Below are 3,063 nucleotides of genomic sequence, written 5' to 3'. Positions count from 1 at the left end.
GAATTCGATCTGCTACGCATTCAGATATGGCGCTGGGAAACGAACGTTTTAAAGAAGAGATTGAGAAGCTAACGAGATTAAATTTTCATATGCCCCCAATTTACCTATTGATTCCTTGTTTATTGTTCAATAAGAAGCATTAGTGATATATTTTATCGCTAAGTCGTTTTACAACATATAAATTGCAATTTATAAAAATGAATAAGAGTAATACAGAAGGATACCCACTTATGTCTCGGAATACGCCACTTAATTCTCTACGTGTTTTTGAATCTGTGGCTAGGCTGGGTTCCATAAGTGCCGCTGCTTCTGAATTGTTTTTGACTCCTAGCGCGGTAAGTAAACACATCAGTAAACTGGAAAGTTATTTTGATGCGGCTCTGTTTAATCACAATGGTCCTAAACTATTTTTGACGAGTACAGGCATAAAGCTCTCAGAAAAAGTTCGAGGCCCATTTCAAGAAGTTTATTTGATTTGCGATGAGATAAAATCAAGAAAAAGTACCATAAAAATCAAGACACCATCCAGTTTCTATATCAGGATTCTTGCGGACGCCTTATCCTCTTATGATACACCTATCGAAAATGTCAGCATGTGGATGGATACTGAACTAATCGATTTCACTCGAGAGCCTTATAATTGTGCTATTCAATATGGCAGTGGCATTTTTCCTTCACACTGGGAGTCGATAAAACTGCTCGAAGAACATTTAGTACCAGTTTGCACACCCGATGTGTTAGACAGCTATCATGCTGGACAGGCATACAACGTCATCCATCCTTCCCCAGATAAAACAGATTGGTCGAGATGGTTTGTACTTTTTCCTGATTATATAAGGTCTAACACAAATAAAGAGCATATATTTGACACGATGGATCTTGCAATTAGTGCTGCCCAGAAAGGCCTTGGTATTGCGCTAGTTGATGAACAGATGATTAAAAATGAGTTGATTAGTGGAAAATTGATCAAACTTTGCGATGTTTCATTATCTACTGGATCCTCTTATTACTTTGTTTATCCAAAATCTGTCAAAAACAGCGATAATATATCTAACCTACTAAATTTTATTCAATCTAATTTGTAACTTTATCTCTTGGTTTCATTCTAATGCGTATCTCTTGTAATAAAATCAACAAAAAGATCGATAAATTGGATAAAAATACCGTTATAAGGTAGTAGTAACTAGCGCCGCTTTCTGCATAGAAATACCAAACAGCAAGCCCTGAGCATAGCGTACCGATCAACCAAGTTGACGGGGATTCTGTTGCAGGAAGACGGCTTAACTTTTTTAAGATCATCACAGTTCCCAAGACATCAACCAGAATATTCAAGTAGATAGCTAAAGATGCCTGCCCAGTAAAAAACCACAATAAAACACTTAAGCATACGAAGCACAAAATAGACTGCTCTATTCTATCTGGCTTTAATGCTACACCTCTCATAAGGCCTACAGCAATAATCGATACTTGGCACAAAAAACTTAACCCACAGGCAATAAGTATGCTGTAGCTACCCAAAGATAGAGATGCAAACATAGTGACGAGGAGAGACATGGCAAAGCAAAACCAGCCGCTAACCGATGGCAACGACAGCCCTCGATACAAAGAGATAAAATAAGGGACATATTGAAAAAAACTTAAAAATACAATGAGCTCTTTCATTTTTTAGCCTTTATAATAAGTGCATGAGATAAGTTTTGAAAAAATAGAGGGAGCTTCATCTCTTTCTCTAAAATAGAGATAGCACTATTTAAGTCACCACTTTTTTTAAACACATCAGCAGTAATATTCAACCCTTTAACGTTAACATTCCTGAAAGAACAAAACTCTCTTTTAAGTGAACTGATAGACCAAAAAAAGGCAGGAGAGGTTGTCCCTCCTGATATTGAACTATTTCTAATATTATAATTGTCTATAGTTCTCAAGAATTTTTCGTTTAGAACTCTTTTAATCGAATATCGTGAATAAACCATCAAAAACAAATTGCCTCCAGGCTTTAGTAGCCTCATAAACTCATTTATTGCATCATTATAATTAATCACATGAGAGAATGATCCATTGAGAGAAATAATATTATCATAACAGCCACTATTCAAATATTCCATGTTGGTAATATCACCATGAATAAAATTTCCACTTGGATGTTTTTTCTTTGCAACCTCCAACATTTTGCTTGATAAATCTATGCCAGTATAATTACAAGATATTTTTGAAAGCATTGCCTTAGCTAGACCTGTCCCACATCCACAATCTAATACATTACTATCAGGCTCAATAAAATTTAATAGACTTTTCTTAATAAGAAAATCCTCCGCAAGACTTATATTATCTCTATAATAATCGTCATAAGAGCAAGCTAAATTATAATAATATTCTTCTATTTTATTAGAGAAATTTTTCACAATATACTCCCTTATTTATTAAGTTATCTTCCATAAAGTATGCTGCCAAATCATATTACTTTTATATGAGAATTAAAATTGATAAAAGCGAAAAATGATTTTTCCATATACTAAAAATGACGACGTAAGTATTTTTTATTAATATCTCATATCGTTTTCTTGGCCGAGCTCAGTTAGCTCTTCCTGAAATTTGTGGGGATACCTCAGGGTCAGATGAAAATAGAAAACTGGTCGCTAGCTTGACTCAATAAGTGTTTACCCTAAGATATCAGCTAGCCTGATATTTATGAGCAGGATGTTCGTATCAGCGTTTTTCAGTAAAGCTTATTTCAAAGGAGTGAAATATGGCGAGGCTTCCACGACTTTGTCCGATTGGCATCCCGCAACACATTATCCAACGTGGCAACAACCGCCAAGTGTGTTTTGCCAGTGAAGATGACTTCATCGCTTATGCGCATTGGCTAACGGAATACGCCCAAGAGTTTGACGTTAAAGTGCATGCATGGGTCTTTATGACCAATCACGTACATTTACTTGCAACGCCAATGACCGAGGGCGGTATCTCGAAGATGATGCAAGCACTGGGACGCCGCTATGTCCGTTATTTCAACTACACCTACCAAAGAACCGGCACATTGTGGGAAGGGCGATTTAAATCTTG

4 protein-coding genes are annotated in these 3,063 nt (G+C 36.2%); 2 read left to right on the top strand and 2 right to left on the bottom strand.

The features are described from left to right. Positions 1-230 precede the first annotated feature (230 nt). Positions 231-1,085, top strand: a complete 855-nt coding sequence (locus DKT73_RS19905) for a LysR family transcriptional regulator (RefSeq protein WP_198666679.1) — start codon at positions 231-233, stop codon at positions 1,083-1,085. Here DKT73_RS19905 and DKT73_RS19900 read toward each other — a convergent pair. Continuing rightward, positions 1,075-1,662, bottom strand: a complete 588-nt coding sequence (locus DKT73_RS19900; RefSeq protein ID WP_111640267.1) for a hypothetical protein — start codon at positions 1,660-1,662, stop codon at positions 1,075-1,077. The two genes, DKT73_RS19905 and DKT73_RS19900, sit on opposite strands and share 11 nt — an antisense overlap. Continuing rightward, positions 1,659-2,402, bottom strand: a complete 744-nt coding sequence (locus tag DKT73_RS19895; protein ID WP_157959225.1) for a class I SAM-dependent methyltransferase — start codon at positions 2,400-2,402, stop codon at positions 1,659-1,661. The genes DKT73_RS19900 and DKT73_RS19895 overlap by 4 nt, the downstream gene beginning before the upstream one ends. Before the next feature lie 344 nt (positions 2,403-2,746). Between DKT73_RS19895 and DKT73_RS19890 the strand changes: the two genes are divergently transcribed. Then, positions 2,747-3,063 (top strand): transposase (locus DKT73_RS19890; protein WP_111640265.1); only part of this gene is annotated, 317 nt, incomplete at its 3' end.

Source organism: Marinomonas shanghaiensis, from assembly GCF_003259175.1.
GTDB classification, from domain to species: domain Bacteria; phylum Pseudomonadota; class Gammaproteobacteria; order Pseudomonadales; family Marinomonadaceae; genus Marinomonas; species Marinomonas shanghaiensis.
Note: the sequence above shows the minus strand (reverse complement) of the source record. Positions and strands in the feature narration are given on the sequence as shown.

What these genes read in the sequence shown, in the direction of transcription:
- DKT73_RS19900 (WP_111640267.1), bottom strand. Translation starts at nt 1,662, where the DNA reads ATGAAAGAGCTCATTGTATTTTTAAGTTTTTTTCAATATGTCCCTTAT.
- DKT73_RS19905 (WP_198666679.1), top strand. Translation starts at nt 231, where the DNA reads ATGTCTCGGAATACGCCACTTAATTCTCTACGTGTTTTTGAATCTGTG.